At 67.6% G+C, this 15,782-nt stretch carries 14 protein-coding genes; 1 reads left to right on the top strand and 13 read right to left on the bottom strand.

All coding sequences use genetic code 11. The features are described 5' to 3' along the window. Positions 1–14: 14 nt before the first annotated feature. A complete protein-coding gene (locus tag ACZ46Y_RS06545; RefSeq protein WP_311953608.1) occupies positions 15–443 on the bottom strand; it encodes a hypothetical protein in 429 nt (142 codons plus the stop codon). Positions 444–508: 65 nt separating this feature from the next. On the opposite strand from ACZ46Y_RS06545, the gene ACZ46Y_RS06540 reads away from it, so the two are divergent. Continuing rightward, the gene (locus tag ACZ46Y_RS06540; protein ID WP_311953605.1) at positions 509–967 is read left to right on the top strand and encodes a DUF721 domain-containing protein; all 459 of its coding nucleotides are present in this window, start codon (positions 509–511) and stop codon (positions 965–967) included. Between the two features lie 118 nt (positions 968–1,085). Here ACZ46Y_RS06540 and lpxC read toward each other — a convergent pair whose 3' ends face one another. The 12 genes from lpxC to ACZ46Y_RS06480 all read right to left on the bottom strand — a co-directional run bounded on the left by lpxC (position 1,086) and on the right by ACZ46Y_RS06480 (position 15,772). Next, complete coding sequence (gene lpxC, locus ACZ46Y_RS06535) at positions 1,086–1,997, bottom strand: UDP-3-O-acyl-N-acetylglucosamine deacetylase (protein ID WP_311953603.1); 912 nt, start codon at positions 1,995–1,997, stop codon at positions 1,086–1,088. A gap of 183 nt (positions 1,998–2,180) precedes the next feature. Next, positions 2,181–3,365: a cell division protein FtsZ gene (gene ftsZ, locus ACZ46Y_RS06530; protein WP_311953602.1), complete on the bottom strand. Its 1,185-nt coding sequence runs from the start codon at positions 3,363–3,365 to the stop codon at positions 2,181–2,183. A gap of 34 nt (positions 3,366–3,399) precedes the next feature. Continuing rightward, positions 3,400–4,683, bottom strand: a complete 1,284-nt coding sequence (ftsA, locus tag ACZ46Y_RS06525; protein WP_311953599.1) for a cell division protein FtsA — start codon at positions 4,681–4,683, stop codon at positions 3,400–3,402. A gap of 214 nt (positions 4,684–4,897) precedes the next feature. Then, positions 4,898–5,626 (bottom strand): cell division protein FtsQ/DivIB, encoded by a 729-nt coding sequence (locus ACZ46Y_RS06520; RefSeq protein ID WP_311953596.1) that lies wholly within the window; start codon positions 5,624–5,626, stop codon positions 4,898–4,900. Then, positions 5,613–6,575, bottom strand: coding sequence for a D-alanine--D-alanine ligase (locus ACZ46Y_RS06515; RefSeq protein ID WP_376717572.1), 963 nt, complete (start codon positions 6,573–6,575; stop codon positions 5,613–5,615). The genes ACZ46Y_RS06520 and ACZ46Y_RS06515 overlap by 14 nt, the downstream gene beginning before the upstream one ends. A gap of 8 nt (positions 6,576–6,583) precedes the next feature. Next, the gene (gene murC / locus ACZ46Y_RS06510; protein WP_311954010.1) at positions 6,584–7,993 is read right to left on the bottom strand and encodes a UDP-N-acetylmuramate--L-alanine ligase; all 1,410 of its coding nucleotides are present in this window, start codon (positions 7,991–7,993) and stop codon (positions 6,584–6,586) included. A 52-nt stretch (positions 7,994–8,045) separates the two neighbouring features. Continuing rightward, on the bottom strand, positions 8,046–9,146 hold the full coding sequence (gene murG / locus ACZ46Y_RS06505; RefSeq protein ID WP_311953590.1) for an undecaprenyldiphospho-muramoylpentapeptide beta-N-acetylglucosaminyltransferase: 1,101 nt from the start codon (positions 9,144–9,146) through the stop codon (positions 8,046–8,048). Positions 9,147–9,199: 53 nt separating this feature from the next. Next, positions 9,200–10,381: a putative lipid II flippase FtsW gene (gene ftsW, locus ACZ46Y_RS06500; protein WP_311953588.1), complete on the bottom strand. Its 1,182-nt coding sequence runs from the start codon at positions 10,379–10,381 to the stop codon at positions 9,200–9,202. Beyond that, on the bottom strand, positions 10,378–11,784 hold the full coding sequence (murD, locus tag ACZ46Y_RS06495; RefSeq protein WP_311953585.1) for a UDP-N-acetylmuramoyl-L-alanine--D-glutamate ligase: 1,407 nt from the start codon (positions 11,782–11,784) through the stop codon (positions 10,378–10,380). Before murD ends, ftsW begins: the two co-directional genes overlap by 4 nt. A gap of 12 nt (positions 11,785–11,796) precedes the next feature. Continuing rightward, positions 11,797–12,879, bottom strand: coding sequence for a phospho-N-acetylmuramoyl-pentapeptide-transferase (gene mraY / locus ACZ46Y_RS06490; RefSeq protein WP_311953579.1), 1,083 nt, complete (start codon positions 12,877–12,879; stop codon positions 11,797–11,799). A 14-nt stretch (positions 12,880–12,893) separates the two neighbouring features. Then, complete coding sequence (locus tag ACZ46Y_RS06485; RefSeq protein WP_311953576.1) at positions 12,894–14,282, bottom strand: UDP-N-acetylmuramoyl-tripeptide--D-alanyl-D-alanine ligase; 1,389 nt, start codon at positions 14,280–14,282, stop codon at positions 12,894–12,896. Beyond that, a complete protein-coding gene (locus ACZ46Y_RS06480) occupies positions 14,279–15,772 on the bottom strand; it encodes a UDP-N-acetylmuramoyl-L-alanyl-D-glutamate--2,6-diaminopimelate ligase (protein ID WP_311953573.1) in 1,494 nt (497 codons plus the stop codon). The genes ACZ46Y_RS06485 and ACZ46Y_RS06480 overlap by 4 nt, the downstream gene beginning before the upstream one ends. Positions 15,773–15,782 lie beyond the last annotated feature (10 nt).

The raw sequence follows: 15,782 nt of genomic DNA, 5'->3' as shown, positions 1-15,782 counted from the left end.
TGCCGGAAACGCTATCAGGCGCCCCCGGTAAAAACAGGAAAATGCGCGGCCACCCGCCGGCAGCTGCCGGCCACCGGATTAACCGCGAAGAAACAAGGCGTTGTGGGCAGAGGCGTTGGCGGCCCCCGGCGCGACACCGCATCGAGCGCGGCGACCAGCCCCGGCACCCGGGCAGGCACATGGGGCAGACGGAAGCGGCGGCGACAGCGGCGCCGGCGAGTGACGGCCTGCCGGCGGCGAACCGCGCGGCGCCGAACGCGCATGATGGCCGGCGCCAGCGCCAGCGCATAGACCTGGCGAACGGGCAGCCGCGCGGCCTGACAGGCGTTCAAACCGACGGGGAGCAGGCAGCTGACCAGAAGCCCGGCCAGCCACCAGCGGGCCACGCCGCGCCGGCGGCAGGGCCGCGATGAATTCGCTTGAGGCATCGGCTGGGCGGGCATGCTGGGGTCGCGCTCCTTGGCGTGCTAGGCTTTCATGAATTGGCGCATCCACGCGAGGCAAGCGCATGAGTATAAAGGTTAAGCGTTCCCGCGCACAGCCCATAGGGCAACTGCTCAGGCCCCGGGGCAGCGTCGGCCGGCTGATGCAGATGTCGCGCCTGATCGAACAGGCCCAGTCCCGGCTGCGCGCTGACCTGCCGGAGCCCATGCGCGACCATGTTTTTGTCGGCGGCGTGAGCGAAGGCCGCCTTACGCTGATCTGCGATCGCGCCGCGCTGGTCACCTGGTTGCGCTTTGAGCAGCCGCGCCTTTTGACCCTGCTCCACGGCATCCCCGGGTTTGAAGGCGTGACCGGCCTGCACTTCAAGGTGCGCCCGGTGCGCCCGGTGAAAACGCCCCGCCGTTACTCCCGCACCCTGCCCGAATCCGCCGGCAAGGTGCTCGCCGAATGCGCCGAGGATACCCGCGACCCCAAGCTCAAGGACGCGCTTGAGCGGCTGGCCTCCCACGCGCCCCGCCGCTGACGCGGCCCGAAAGCTGCCGGCAATCGCCAGCGCCTGAACGGCAAAAGGCACCGCCCCGCCCAGGAGTTCTCCTGGCCAGAAGCAGTGCCTTGCTACCCGCCCCGTCATGCCGGCGGCGTTACGCCATGGCCGGCGCGGCGTAGGAAATCGGCGCCACGGCCCTGTCTTCCTCGAAGGTAACGATCTCGTAGGCCTCCGGCCGGGACAGCAGCTCGCGGCACAGCTGGTTATTCAGCGCATGGCCCGACTTCACCCCGCGAAACTCGCCGATGAGGCTGTGACCCAGCTGGTACAGGTCGCCGATGGCATCCAGCACCTTGTGCTTGACGAACTCGTCGTCGTAGCGCAGCCCGCCGTCGTTGACGATGCGGTAGTCGTCCACCACCACGGCGTTTTCCAGGCTGCCCCCGAGGGCCAGATTGTTGGCGCGCAGATGCTCGATATCGCGCATGAAACCAAAGGTCCGCGCCCGGGAGACGTCCTTGACGAAGGAGGTGGTGGAAAAATCGATCAGCGCCGACTGCTTTTGCTGCTCGAATACCGGGTGCGCGAAATCAATGGAAAACGACACCTTGAAGCCTTCGTGGGGAAGAAACACGGCTTCCTTGTCGTCGTCGCCCACGCTCACCCGCTCCTTGATGCGAATAAACTTCTTGGCTGCGTTCTGCTCGCAGATGCCCGCCGACTGGATCAGGAACACGAACGGGCTGGCGCTGCCGTCCATGATCGGCACTTCCCCGGCGCTCAGGTCAACGTAGGCGTTATCGATCCCCAGGCCGGCAAACGCCGACATCAGGTGCTCAACGGTCGCCACCTTGACGCCCCGGTAGGAAAGCGCCGTGCACAGCATGGTGTCTTCCACCAGGTTGGCCCTGGCGGGGACTTCCACCGCCGGCTGCAAATCCGTCCTCACGAACACGATGCCGGTGTTGATGGGCGCCGGACGCAGCGCCATGTGGACTTTGGCGCCAGAGTGCAGCCCCACTCCGGTAGCACGGATAACGTTTTGCAGTGTGCGTTGTTTGATCATGGGGTGAAGTCAGTGCTCCAGTGATGGCCGTGGTGATGGCATAACGGTGATGGCAAAACACGCCGTCTACAGCGCACGCAACCATCATGAACGGGTTACCCCGGGCGCAAAACGCGCCATGACGGCAGGCCATTGTCGCCCGCCGTCTGCCGCGGCTCTGCCTCAGCAAAGCCGCTTTCGCGACTAGTCAGCCTGGCGGCGCAGAAACGCCGGAATATCCAGGTAGTCGTCCGTCTCGGCGGCGCGGCGCTTGTCGGACCGGGGCCGGCTTTCTTTCTCCGGCGCTTCGGCCCGGGCCGCGGCCTGCTGCTGGCGCATGACCGTCGGCTGCTGGAGCGTACGGTAGTCGGCGCCGGCGTCGGCCTGAGCCGCGCGCCGTGCCGGCTCGCGTGCCGCGGCGCGCGCCTGGCCGCCGTCAAGCCCCGCCGCTACAACGGTCACGCGCAGCTCATCAGACATTTCCATGTCGATGGAAGTTCCCACCACGATGGTCGCTTCGTCGGAGGCGAACTCCTGCACCGTGGCACCGACGTCGTTGAACTCGCCGATGGACAGATCCGGGCCGGCGGTAATGTTGACCAGGATACCCCGGGCGCCGTGCAGGTCGATATCTTCCAGCAGCGGGCTGCGGATGGCCTTTTCCGCCGCTTCGCGGGCGCGGTTCTCGCCGGTGGCGCCGCCGGTGCCCATCATCGCCATGCCCATTTCCGACATCACCGTGCGCACGTCGGCAAAGTCGACGTTGATGATGCCGGGGCTGGTGATCAGCTCGGCGATGCCCTGGACGGCGCCCAGCAGCACGTCGTTGGCCGCGCTGAAGGCGGTCAGCAGCGTCGCGCTCTTGCCCAGCACCGACAACAGCTTCTCGTTGGGAATGGTGATCAGCGAGTCAACGTGCTCGGATAGCTCCCTCATGCCCTCTTCGGCAGAGCGCGAGCGTTTGGGACCTTCAAAGGGGAACGGCCGGGTTACCACAGCGACGGTGAGAATCCCCAGCTCCTTGGCAACCTGGGCCACCACCGGCGCGCCGCCGGTGCCGGTGCCGCCGCCCATGCCGGCGGTAATAAAGACCATGTCGGCACCGTCGAGCAGCTCGGCGATGCGTTCGCGGTCTTCCATGGCCGCCTGGCGGCCGACGTCGGGGTTGGCGCCGGCGCCGAGGCCTTTGGTGATTTCGCTGCCCAGCTGCAGGATCGTCTTGGCGGAGACGCGCTTGAGCGCCTGGGCATCGGTATTGGCGCAGATGAACTCGACGCCTTCGATGTTGCTTTCCACCATGTGGTTGACAGCGTTACCGCCGCCGCCGCCAACGCCCACTACCTTGATGACCGCACTGCTCGAGGGTGCGTTATCTACCAGTTCGAACATAAGCCCCGTCTCCTGAGCCGCGTCTGCGACCCTGTCAGAAATTTCTCTTGAACCAGCCCTTGATTCGCGTAAGCGGTGTTTCGGCGGCGGCGTCCTTGCTCTTGTCGCCGCGTCCGGAAGGCGCGGTAACGACGCCGGCATGCGCCTGCTGGCTGCGGCCGTGCTGCGCTTCCTGCAAAGCGTAGTGCAATAAGCCGACGCCTGTGGCATAAATCGGGTTGCGCACGACGTCGGCCAGCCCTTTCACGTTCTGCGGACAGGCAATGCGCACGGGCATGTGGAAGATCTCTTCGGCAAGCTCGCTTGCCCCTTCCATCCGTGACGTTCCGCCCGTAAGGACAATGCCGGCCGCGACCATGTCCTCGTAGCCGCTGCGACGAAGCTCTTCCCGAACCAGGGTATAGAGCTCTTCGTAGCGCGGCTCGACGACCTCGGCCAGCGCCTGGCGTGACAGGTCCCGGGAGGGGCGATCGCCCACGCTCGGGACCTTGATCATTTCATCGCTGGCCGCCAGTTCGGTCAGGGCGCAGGCGTATTTGACCTTGATTTCTTCGGCGTGCTGGGTCGGCGTACGCAGCGCCATGGCGATGTCGTTGGTGACCTGGTCGCCGGCAATGGGGATCACCGCGGTATGGCGGATGGCGCCTTCGGTAAAGATCGCCATGTCGGTGGTGCCGCCGCCCACATCGACCATGCACACCCCGAGCTCGCGCTCGTCTTCGGTGAGCACGGCCATGCTGGATGCCAGCTGCTCAAGGATGGTGGCGTCCACGTCCAGATGGCAGCGGCGCACGCACTTTTCGATATTTTGTACGGCGTTGGCAGCGGCGGTGACCAGGTGTACCTGAGCTTCAAGGCGCACGCCCGACATGCCCAGCGGCTCGCGGATCCCGCCCTGGGCGTCGATCGAGAACTCCTGGGGCAGCACGTGGAGCACGCGCTGGCCCTCGGACACGGCGCGCGCCCGGGCCGAATCGATCACGCGATCGATATCCGAGGTGCTGACCTCGCGCTCCTTGATGGCAACGACGCCGTCGGAGTTCATGGAGCTGATGTGACTGCCGGCAATCCCCACATAAACCGAGTGTATATCACAACCGGCCATCAGTTCAGCTTCCTCCACGGCGCGCTGGATGGATTGCACCGTGGATTCAATATTGATCACCACGCCGCGCTTCATGCCGTGCGAGGGGTGGGAACCGATCCCGGCAATCTCGATGCCACCGTCGTCGGTGGGCTGGCCGACAATCGCAACGACCTTGGACGTTCCGATGTCCAACCCGACCACCATGCTGGATGCACTGGATGAGCCTGCCATGAGCCGGGTGATCTCCTTGTAACCTTGGAATACGTAAGTAAGCTGTCGTGCCTTGATGACACCGGGTCGCGGGACAGACTTGTCGGACGTTATAATATCGGAATAAAGATGGTATAACGACTATCAGGCGCCACAATACTGAGAACCATACAGAAATTAAACCCCGAGCACAGTATTTGCACCGTTGGCAACCGCTTACCGGTTAAGCCGCCGCTCAGGGCGAATCGTCCGTTTCAGCGTCGTCGGCCTTGGGCGAGTCGCCGTGCCAGGCGACGGCAACGCCGTTGGGATAGCGCAGATCGATATAGCGGATCGCCCCGGCGTACCGCTCTAGCTCGTGCTGCCAGGAGGCCATCAGCCGCGCCAGGCGGGCGTCGTGCTGGCGGCGGCCAAGCATGATCCAGGCGCCGTCATCAAGCTGCAGCCGCCAGGCGCCCCGGGGCTCGAGGCGCAGCTGATCAAGAGCCAGATCAAGCGTGCCCAGGCGCTTGTCCAGCGTGCGGTAATAGGCCAGCACTTCCTTGCTGCTGCCTTCCGGCCCTGCCAGGTCGGGCAGCCCGTCCGGCGCGGCAAGCGGTGCAAAGACGAAGGGCGCCCCTTCGGCGTTGAGCAGCTGGTCATCGTTCCAGCGCGTGACCGGCGTCTGCTCAACCAGCTCGAACGCCAGCGCATCGGGCCACTGGCGCGACACCCGCACCTCCTTGACCCAGCCAATCTCCAGCGCCGCCCGGCGCAGCTCGGCGAGATCCACCGACAGCCAGCGGGTATCGCGCACCAGCGGCGCCAGCTGGCCCCGCAGGTAGTCGGCGTTGGCGTAGTCCCAGTCGCCGCGCACCGAGACGCGCTCGACCGGGGTATCCAGCCACAGCCACAGCGCCCGGCCGCCGGCGCCGAGCATCAGCGCCAGCAGCACAAGGCCAAGCCAGGCGTTACGCTTCTGCATCCTGCCTCACATGCCCGGCGGTTGCCAGAATCTCGAGCACCAGCCGGTCAAAGTCCATGCCCGTGTGGGCCGCGGCCTGGGGCACCAGGCTGTGGTCGGTCATGCCCGGCACGGTGTTGACCTCGATCAGCCAGAAGCGCCCCCGGGCGTCGCGCATGACGTCAACGCGCCCCCAGCCGGCCCCGCCGATCGCCGCAAACGCCTTCTGGCAAAGCCCGGCAAGCTCGGCTTCGCCGGCGTCATCGAGCCCGCAGGGCAGATGATACTGCGTGGTGTCGGACAGGTACTTGGCTTCGTAGTCGTAAAAGCCGCCCGGCACCTCGACCCGGATCGCCGGCAGCGCGCGGTCGCCAAGGATCGATACGGTATATTCGTCGCCCTGGATAAAACGCTCGGCCATGACCCGGGCATCAAAGCGCGCGGCTTCGTGATACGCGGCCTCAAGCTCGGCGACGCTTGCGACGATGCTGATGCCAAGTGTGGAGCCCTCGTGTACCGGCTTGACGATCAGCGGCAGCCCCAGCCGATCGGCCACCGCCTGCCAGTCGGCGGCGCCGTTCAGCATGATGCTTTCCGGCGTGGGCAGGTCGAGCGCCTGCCAGATCTGCTTGGTACGCTCCTTGTCCATGCCCAGCGCCGAGGCCAGCACGCCGCTGCCGGTATAGGGAATGCCCAGTAGCTCGAGCGCACCCTGCAGCGAGCCGTCCTCGCCGCCGCGGCCGTGCAGCGCAATAAACACCGTGGACGGCGCCAGCCGCTCAAGGCCGACAAGGCCGTGGTCGTAGGGGTCGTAGCCCACGGCCTCGACGCCGCTGCGCTTGAGGGCGGCGAGTATCGCCGCCCCGCTTGCAAGCGACACCTCGCGCTCGGCAGAGGTGCCGCCATAGATCACTACCACCGGCGGCGCGGAAGCCGCGGGCGCGCCCGGCGTGGCGGTATCAGACGTCAGGGGTTGATTCACAGTGTCACCTCGTCAAGCAGCAGCTCGGCCCGGGCCAGGCGCTGGGCAATGCCGCCGATGTCCCCGGCCCCTTGGGTTATCAGGATATCGCCGGGGCGCAGCACGTTGGCCAGCAGCCCCGGCAGCTCGCTTTTATGTTCGATAAACAGCGGGTCGACCTCGCCGCGCTGGCGCAGCGAACCCGCCAGCGCTCGGCCGTCGGCTCCGGGGATAACCGCTTCGCCGGCGCTGTAAACGTCCAGCAGCAGCAGCGTGTCCACCCCCGAGAGCACGCGCACGAAGTCGTCGTACAGATCCCGCGTGCGGCTATAGCGGTGCGGCTGATAGAGCATCACCAGCCGCCGTTCGGGCCAGCCGTCGCGCACCGCGCGGATGCCGACCTCCACTTCCCGGGGGTGATGGCCGTAGTCGTCCACCAGCATCACCGGGTCCCCGCCGCCGGGCAGCGGATAGTCGCCGTGCACCTGAAAGCGTCGGCCGACGCCGGCAAAGCCGGCAAGGCCGCGCAGAATCGCCGCGTCGCTGACGCCGGCATCGCTTGCCACCACAATCGCGGCCATGGCGTTTTGCGCGTTGTGTCGCCCGGGCATGGCCAGGCGTATATCCAGCGGCGCGCCTTCCGGGCGCAGCGCGGTAAAGCGCACTTCGCCGGCCTGCTGGACAAAATCCACGATGCGATAGTCGGCGTCGGCGTCAAAGCCGTAGGTGACAAAGTGGCGCTGAAGATGCGGGCTCAGCTCGCGCACCTGGGGGTCGTCCAGGCACAGCACGGCCAGGCCGTAAAACGGCAGGTTGTGCAAAAACTCGAGGAAGGTGCCCTTCAGCTGTTCGAAGTCGTTGCCGTAGGTGGCCATATGGTCGGCGTCGATATTGGTCACAATCGACACCAGCGGCTGCAGATGCAGAAACGAGGCGTCGGACTCGTCCGCTTCGGCCACCAGGTAGTCGCCCTCACCCAGGCGCGCGTTGGTGCCGGCGCTGGTGAGCTTGCCGCCGATGACAAAGGTCGGGTCCAGCCCGCCCTCGGCGAGCAGCGTCGCTGTGAGGCTGGTGGTCGTGGTCTTGCCGTGGGTGCCGGCCACCGCGATACCGTGACGAAAGCGCATCAGTTCGGCGAGCATTTCCGCCCGGCGCACCACCGGCACCCGGTTATCCCGGGCCCAGACGATTTCCGGATTGGCGTCGTCCACGGCGCTGGACACCACCACCACGTCGGCCCCCTCAACGTTTTCTCGGGCGTGGCCCAGGCTCACGCTGACGCCGCATTCGCGCAGGCGCTCCACCACCGGCGTCACCTTGACGTCGCTGCCGCTGACGCAATAGCCCTGGTTGGCCAGCACCTCGGCGATACCGCACATGCCGGCACCGCCGATGCCGATAAAATGCAGGCGCCGGATACGCCGCATACCCGGCCCCCGGGGGCGCTTGCGCGCCTCGGACCCGGCATTGTCTGTCCACTCAGTCACGCACTTTCTCCTTCCGGGCAAGGCGTAGACAGCCTTGCATTAACTGCTCGGTGGCATCCAGATGCGCCGCCTGCCGCGCCCGGGCGGCCATGTCGGCCAGCACCTCAGCGGACAAGAGCTCGGCAAGCGCCTGCGCCAGATTTGTTCGGGTCAGGTCATTCTGAACCATGCAGCGCGCCGCGCCGGCCTCGACCAGCACCTGGGCGTTGTGCCGCTGATGATCGTCGACGGCGTGGGGAAACGGCACGAAAAGCGCCGGCTTCGCCGCCGCGGCGAGCTCGGCCACGGTGAGCGCGCCGGCCCGGCAGACCAGCACATCGGCCCAGTCGTAGGCCGCCGCCATGTCGTCGATGAAGGCGCTGACCCGGGCCTCGACGCCCCGCCGCCGGTAGCCATCGCGCGTGGCCTCGTCGCGGTTTTGCCCGGCCTGGTGCCAAACCTCCGGGCGCGCCGCTTCGTCCAGCTCGGCAAGCGCCTCGGGCAGGCGTTCGTTAAGCGCCACGGCGCCCAGCGAGCCGCCCACGACCAGAAGCCGCAGCCGTCTTGTTTGCATCTCCCGGGCACTGCGCGGCACTTCGCCAAGCGCGGCGATGTCGTCGCGCACCGGGTTACCCACCACTGTGGCCCGCTCGCCAAACGCCTGGGGAAACGCCGCGTAGGTATGCCCGGCAAGGCGCGACAGCACGCGGTTGGTCAACCCGGCGACGGCGTTTTGTTCGTGAATCATCAGCGGCACGCCGCATAGCCTCGCGGCAAGCCCCCCGGGGCCGCTGGCAAAGCCGCCCAGCCCCACCGCCAGCTGGGGGTTAAAGCGGCGCACCACCCGGCGCGCCTGGCAGACCGCCCGGGTCAGGTTGAACGGAGCCTTCAGCCAGCCCGCCAGGCCGTTGCCGCGAAGCCCGCCGATGCGCAGCTGATGCAGCGGGAAGCCCGCCTCGGGCACCAGGCGGTTTTCAATGCCGCGGGGGCTGCCCAGCCACTCCACCGTCACGCCCCGGGCCGCCAGCGCCCGGGCGAGCGACAGCGCAGGAATCACGTGGCCGCCGGTCCCACCGGCCATGATCAAAACACGTTGAGGGGTTGGTTGCGACACGCGCGGCTCCCTGATAATGGCAGGCCCGCAAAAGGCGGGCCGGACGGTCCCTGTTAAAGGCGTGGCTGCCGGCGCTCGCGGGCCGGCGTCGGTGTACGTCGAGGCGAGTGCCGGGTTTCGTGATCGGCACGCAGCAGAAGGCCGATCATCACCCCGGTCACCAGCAGGCTCGAGCCGCCGTAGCTGATCAGCGGCAGCGTCAGCCCCTTGGTTGGCAGCAGCCCCGAGCTCACCGCCATGTTGATAAACGCCTGGGCGGCAATAATGAAGCCGATGCCGTAGCTCATGTAGGCGGCGAACAGGTGACCGGCAAGCTCCGCCCGCCGGCCGACCAGCATGGCGCGCACGATGAGCAGCGTAAACAGCAGCACCACGATCACCGCCCCCAGCATGCCCAGCTCTTCGGCGATCACCGCAAAGATAAAGTCGGTATGCGCCTCGGGCAAAAAGTGCAGCTTCTGGATGCTATTGCCCAGGCCAGTGCCGGTAACGTGGCCGCGGCCGAAGGCAATCAGCGCCTGGGTGAGCTGGTAGCCGGTGGCAAACTGATCGGCCCAGGGGTCAAGAAAGCTCGTCCACCGCGCCAGCCGGTAAGGCTCCATCGCTACCATCAGCGTGGCGCCGGCGGTGAGCAGCCCTCCGGCCCCCACCAGCAGCACCAGCGAGGCGCCGGCCATCATCAGCATGCCCACCACGCAGACCGTATAAACCACCATGCCGCCAAAGTCCGGCGCGGCGAACAAAAGCCCCGCCGGCAGCGCCAGCACCGCCAGCGGGCGTAACAGGGTGAACATCCGCGTGCGCAGGGGCTCGGCAAAGCGCGCCATGAACGCCGCCATGTAGAACACCAGGCCGACCTTACCCACCTCGGACACCTGCAGGCTGGGCAGAGGCCCGGGCAGCGCAATCCAGCGCTTGCTGCCGTTGATGTCCTGGCCCACCAGCAGCACCAGCGCCAGCAATACCAGGCTCAGAGCGAGGATCATGCCGGCATTCTGGCGCCATAGCTCCAGGGGCAGGCTGACCATGAGCGCTGCCGCCAGTATCGCTGCGAGCAAAAACACGCCGTGGCGAAGCGCATAGCGGTAGCTGTCGTCAACAAGCTCGACCGAGGCCGAGCTGACCATCACCCAGCCCAGACCGGCCAGCAATAGCGTCACCAGCAGCAGCCAGACGTCGCACGGCATCTGCCGGGTATCGAGCGCTTCGCGCAGGCGCTTGACGCGGTGTTTCATGGCGCGCTTACTCCGTATCCGGCGTCCTGTTTGAGCTGCTCGGCCAGCCGGCAAAAGGCGTCGCCGCGCGCCCGATAGTCGGTAAACTGGTCAAGGCTTGCGCAGGCCGGCGAAAGCAACACGCAGTCGCCGGGGGCGGCCAGCGCCGCGGCGGCGCGGGTGGCGTCCGCCAGGTCGGCAAAGCGCCTGACCGGCACCCGGTCGCCGAGCGCCTCGGCCAGGCGGCCGGCGTCGGCGCCGTAAAGCATCACGCCGCGCGCATAGGCGGCCAGCGGCTCAGTCAGCGGGGTAAAATCGGCGCCCTTGCCCTCGCCCCCGGCGAGCAGCACAAGCCTGCCGTCAAGGGTGGGCCCCAGGCCGTTCACCGCGGCCAGGGTCGCCCCTACGTTGGTGCCCTTGGAATCGTTCACCCAGAGCACGCCGTTCACCGAAGCCACGGTTTCGCTGCGGTGGGCAAGGCCGGCAAAGCGGCGCAGCACCGCCGTCATGGCCGCCGGGGCCAGCCCCAGTATCTGGCCCATAGCCAGCGCCGCCAGGGCGTTTTGCTGATTGTGCCGCCCGGCAAGACCCATCTCGTCGGCGGCAAGCCAAGGGTCTGCCCCTTGAACCAGCCAGGTGCGGCCCCCGCGCCGGGCAAGGCCCCAGTTCGTTCCTTCCGGCGGCGTAACGCCGAAGCGCACGACCTGGCGATCGGCCAGCGCGTACGGCGCCGCCGGCCAGGTATCGGCGTCGTCGCCGTTGACTACGGCGCGGCGGACGCCGGCAAAAATGCGCTGCTTGGCGGCGCGGTAGGCCGCCATATCGCCGTGGCGGTCGAGGTGGTCTTCGCTTAGGTTGAGAAACGCCGCGCACTCGGCGTTGAGCCGCGGCGTGGTCTCCAGCTGAAAGCTGGAAAGCTCCAGCACGTAAAGCTCGGCCTCGGGGCTTGCGGCCAGCAGGTCCAGCGCCGGCGTGCCCAGGTTGCCGCCCACGGCCACCCGCACGCCGGCCTCGGCGGCCATCTCGCCAAGCAGGGTCACCACCGTGGACTTGGCGTTGGAGCCGGTCACCGCCGCCACTCGCCCGCGCGCGGCGCGGCAGAAAAGCGCTATTTCCCCGATCAGCCGCGGCTTGCCGGTGGCCGGATTGTGCGCTTCAACCAGGCCGGCAAACGCCGGGGCATGCGGGTCAACGCCGGGGCTCAGCACCACTTCCTCGGCCGCGCTCATGTCCAGCGTTTCAAGCGGGCCGCAGTGTACGGCAACGCCCGGGTGCGCCTGGCGAAACGCCTCCAGCCCCGGCGGCGCCCAGCGGGTATCGGCGACCATGAAGGGCGCCCCCAAGCGGGCCAGATGGCGGCAGATCGCGCGGCCGGAAAGCCCCAACCCGACGACCAGCGTTGTGCCGCGCGGAACAGCTGTCATGCATCCCCTCCGTCAGCGGACCTTGAGCGTGGCAAGCCCCAGCAGCACCAGTACTACGGTGATGATCCAGAAGCGCACGATAACGCGCGGCTCCGGCCAGCCCTTGAGCTCGTAATGATGATGAAGCGGCGCCATGCGGAAGATGCGCCGCCCGGTGAGCTTGTAAAAGCCCACCTGGAGGATCACCGAGAGCGTCTCGACGACGAAGATGCCGCCCATGATAAAGAGCACAAACTCCTGGCGTATGACCACCGCCACCGCGCCGAGCGCCGCCCCCAGCGCCAGTGAGCCGACGTCGCCCATGAACACTTGGGCGGGGTAGGTGTTGAACCACAGAAACCCGAGCCCCGCCCCGGCGATGGTGGCGCAAAACACCGCCAGCTCCCCGGTGCCGGCAATAAAGGGCATGTGCAGATAGTCGGCAAATACCGCGTTGCCGCTGGCGTAGGCGAATATCGCCAGGCCCATGGCCACCAGCACGGTAGGCATGATGGCAAGCCCGTCGAGCCCATCGGTCAGGTTAACGGCGTTGGAGCTGCCGACGATGACAAAGTAGCTGAGCACGATAAAAAAGGCGCCCAGGGGCAGCATCACGCCCTTGACCATGGGCAGCAGCAGGCTGATTTCCACCGCGCTTGCCGCGGTGAAATAGAGAATGCAGGCCGCCCCCAGCCCGATCACCGACTGCCAGAAATACTTCCACCTGGCCGGCAGGCCCCGAGGGTTCTTCTCTACCACCTTGCGGTAGTCGTCGATCCAGCCGATGGTGCCAAAGCCCAGGGTGACGCCCAGCACCACCCACACGTAGTGGTTGGTCAGGTCACCCCAGACCAGGGTGCTGATGGCAATTGCTATCAGCATCATCACCCCGCCCATGGTCGGCGTTCCCGCCTTGGACAGGTGCGACTGCGGGCCGTCGTCGCGCACGGCCTGGCCGATCTGGCCCTCTACCAGCCGGCGAATAACCCAGGGGCCCAGCCACAGGCACAGCAGCAAGGCGGTGAGCGCCCCCAGAATGACGCGCAGCGTCAGATAGTTGAAAACCTGAAAGGCGCTTTGATACTGCGCCAGAAAATTCGCCAGATGAAGTAACATGAACGGCGCTTACCTTAGTGTTGGTTCATGCGCAGGGCGGCAACCAGCCGCTCCATGCCTGCGCTCCGAGAGCCCTTGACCAGCAGGCTCGCCCCGTTGGGCAGCGCGCGCCGGAGATGATCTTCCAGCGCGGCGTAATTATCAAAATGCCGGCTGCCGCCATGCCGACTATCTCCGCCGGCGGCGTCGGCAAACGCCGTACTCGCAGGCCTTGCCGCCCCGCCCAGGGTATAAAGGGCCTCAATGCCCAGCTCGGCGGCGTGACAGCCGATTTCGGCGTGCAGCGCGTCGGACGCCTCGCCAAGCTCGCCCATAGCGCCAAGCGCGCACCAGCGCGGCCCGGGGAAGCGCGCCAGGGTATCAAGCGCTGCCTTTACCGCGCCGGGGTTGGCATTGTACGAATCGTCCAGCAGCGCGGTATCGCGCACGCCGGGCAGCACGCTGAGCCTTCCCTCAAGCGCCTGCGCCCGGCACAGCCCGTCCACCACTGCAGAGGCACTGACGCCCAGCGCCAGGGCGGCCGCCGCCGCTGCCAAAGCGTTGCTGACGTTGTGCTGCCCGCAAAGCCTGAGGCGAACCTCGCCGACGGCGCTGCCGCCAACGGCGAGCGTGAAAGCATAACGCCCCTGGGCATCCCAGGAAAGCGCCCGGGCCTGGACGTCGGCCTGGGGATGCAGGCCAAAGCTCGACACCGCCGCCGGCGCGGCGCAGCACGCCCAAAACGCATAGTAGGGATCGTCGCGATTGAGCACCGCCACGCCGTCCGGCGGCAAGCCCTGGAAAATCTCGCTTTTGGCCTGGGCAATCTGCCCCATGCCGCCAAACTCGCCCACGTGGGCCCCGGTGACGTTGGTCACCACGGCAACCGCGGGCATCGCCAGCCGGGTCGTCCAGGCAATTTCACCCAGGTGATTGGCCCCAAGCTCCACCACCGCCGCGCGGTGCTCGGCCTCGAGCCCCAAAAGCGTCAGCGGCGCGCCAATGTCGTTGTTCAGGTTGCCCCGGGTGGCGTGCACCGGCCCCAGCGGCGCCAGCAGCTCGGTCAAAAGCTCCTTGACCGTGGTCTTGCCGCTGTTGCCGGTGACGCCCACCAGCGGGCAGCCAAAGCCGCGCCGCCACGCCCGGGCCAAAAGCCCCAACGCCAGGCGGGTATCGGCGCAGACGATCTGGGGCAGCGCGTCGTCAACGGGACGTTCGACCAGGGCAGCGGCGGCGCCCTGCTCCCGCGCCTCGGCCACAAAGTCGTGACCGTCGAAGCGCTCCCCGGCAAGCGCGACGAACAGAGTCCCCGGCGCCGGGGCGCGGGTATCGGTCACCACGCGGCCAAGGGGCAGGTCCGCTGCCGCCCCGGCAAGCTCGCCGCCCACGGCCCGGGCCACGCGGCCTGCGGTCAGCAGCGTCATGACTGGCTCCGGGCGGCAAGCGCGCGCTCGACTTCGTCGCCGTCCAGGTAGGCATGGCGCACGCCGTCGATTTCCTGGTAGGCCTCGTGCCCCTTGCCGGCTATCAGCACCACGTCATCGGCATCGGCCCGGGCGATCACTTCGGCGATGGCCCGGCGGCGCTCGCCGATATCCAGCACCGCGGACGAATCCTCGAACCCGGCCACGATGCCCTGGCGGATGACCGCCGGAGACTCGCTGCGCGGGTTGTCGTCGGTGACCACGCAGCGGTCCGCCCCCGCCTCGGCCGCCCTAGCCATGGGCGCGCGCTTGCCGCGATCGCGGTCGCCGCCGCAGCCGAACACGCACCACAGCTGCCCGGCGCTGCCCAGGTGGGCGCGCAGCGCCGTCAGCGCGCTCTCAAGCGCCCCCGGCGTATGCGCATAGTCGACCACCACGCTGGGCGCCCCGGCGGTGCGGTAAAGCGCCATGCGCCCGGGCACCGGCTGCAGGCGGGCGGCCGCTTCGACCAGCGCGTCCAGCGGCTTGCCCAGCCCGTAAAGCACGGCCATGGCCAGCAGGACGTTATCCAGGTTGAAGCGCCCCATCAGGCCAAGCGAGAGCACCTTTTCCTCGTCGGGGGTGGCAATCAGCGCCTGCTGCCCGGCGGCGTGGAGCGAGCACTCGAGCACCCGCAGCGTTACCGCCTCGTCCCGGCCGGTGGCCAGCACGCGCACGCCCTCGCCGCAGCCGGCAAGCATCAGCCGCGTCAGGGCGTCGTCGGCGTTGACCACCGCAAGCGCAAGCTCAGGGCGGCGAAACAGCCTGGCCTTGGTCGCGGCGTAGGCGGCCATGCTGCCGTGATAGTCCAGATGGTCTCGGCTCAGGTTAGTGAACACCCCGGCCTTGACGCTGAGGCCGTCGAGGCGCTCTTGATCCAGGGCGTGGGACGACGCCTCCAGCGCGACGCGCTTGACCCCTTGCCGAGCCATGTTGCCAAGTGCGGCCTGTAGCTCGAGCGTCCCCGGCGTGGTCAGCCCGGTATCGGCAAGGGCGCCGATGCGCCCGGCACCCAGGGTGCCGACCACCCCGGCCGGGGTACCCAGCGCTTCGCTCAGCGCGGCCACGTAGTGCGTCACCGAGCTCTTGCCGTTGGTGCCGGTGACGGCGATGACTTCGAGCGTGTCGGGTACGGCATAAAGCTTGCGACCCAGCTCGCCCAGGCGCGATGCCAGATGCGGCAGCGTCAATACGCGCCCGTTAAGCGCCGCCTCTGCGTCGTCGGTGTGGCTGAGCACCAGCGCCGCGCCGGCCTCCAGGGCCCGGTCGACAAAATCCCGGCCGTCGGCCGAGCTGCCGGGCACGGCGACGAACACCTCGCCCGCCGCCACCCGGCGCGAATCGGTGCGCAGCTGCACCGGCTCGGGAAGATGCTGCGCCACGCCTGAGATATCGCTGACGGGCCAGACTTTCTTGAGTGCCTCAATCAGATCGCTTGCGCTAAGCGTCATGCTGTCTCCT

This window comes from Halomonas garicola, from assembly GCF_055382465.1.
Note: the sequence above shows the minus strand (reverse complement) of the source record. Positions and strands in the feature narration are given on the sequence as shown.